Source organism: Oleiphilus sp. HI0080 (assembly GCF_001635135.1).
This window is the reverse complement of record NZ_LWFU01000299.1, coordinates 1-1,030: the sequence shown is the minus strand read 5'-3', so window position 1 is coordinate 1,030 and position 1,030 is coordinate 1. Positions and strand designations below refer to the sequence as shown.

1 rRNA gene is annotated in these 1,030 nt (G+C 51.2%); it reads right to left on the bottom strand.

What is annotated here, in order from left to right:
- Positions 1–1,030 (bottom strand): 23S ribosomal RNA (locus A3751_RS03180); the annotation flags it as partial.

Here is a 1,030-nt window from a genome sequence, read left to right as displayed (position 1 = left end):
GCAGCTAACTGGTATCTTCGACTGCCGCTAGCTTAGGGAGCAAGTCCCATCACCGGCAGCAGCGTACCTTCTCCCGAAGTTACGGTACCATTTTGCCTAGTTCCTTCACCCGAGTTCTCTCAAGCGCCTTGGTATTCTCTACCTGACCACCTGTGTCGGTTTGGGGTACGGTTTCTTTATATCTGAAGCTTAGAAGTTTTTCCTGGAAGCAGAGCATCAACCACTTCAATCCCGTAGGATCTCGTCATCAGTTCTCAGCCTTAGGGGACCGGATTTGCCTAATCCCCCAGCCTACAACCTTAAACATGGACAACCATCGCCATGCTGGCCTAGCTTTCTCCGTCTCTCCATCGCAATATAAAGAAGTACAGGAATATTAACCTGTTTCCCATCGACTACGCTTCTCAGCCTCGCCTTAGGGGCCGACTCACCCTGCGCCGATTAGCGTTGCGCAGGAACCCTTGGTCTTCCGGCGGGGAAGTTTTTCACTCCCCTTATCGTTACTCATGTCAGCATTCGCACTTCTGATACCTCCAGCAAACCTCTCGATTCACCTTCAACGGCTTACAGAACGCTCCTCTACCATATAGATAAATCTATATCCGCAGCTTCGGTTCATAGTTTGAGCCCCGTTAAATCTTCCGCGCAGGCCGACTCGACTAGTGAGCTATTACGCTTTCTTTAAAGGATGGCTGCTTCTAAGCCAACCTCCTAGCTGTCTAAGCCTTCCCACATCGTTTCCCACTTAACTATGAATTTGGGACCTTAGCTGGCGGTCTGGGTTGTTGCCCTCTCCACAACGGACGTTAGCACCCGCAGTGTGTCTCCCGTGCTCGCACTCATAGGTATTCGGAGTTTGCATGGGGTTGGTAAGTCGGGATGACCCCCTAGCCCAAACAGTGCTCTACCCCCTATGGTGATACACGAGGCGCTACCTAAATAGCTTTCGAGGAGAACCAGCTATCTCCGAGTTTGATTAGCCTTTCACTCCTATCCACAAGTCATCCCCTGGCTTTTCAACGACAGTGGG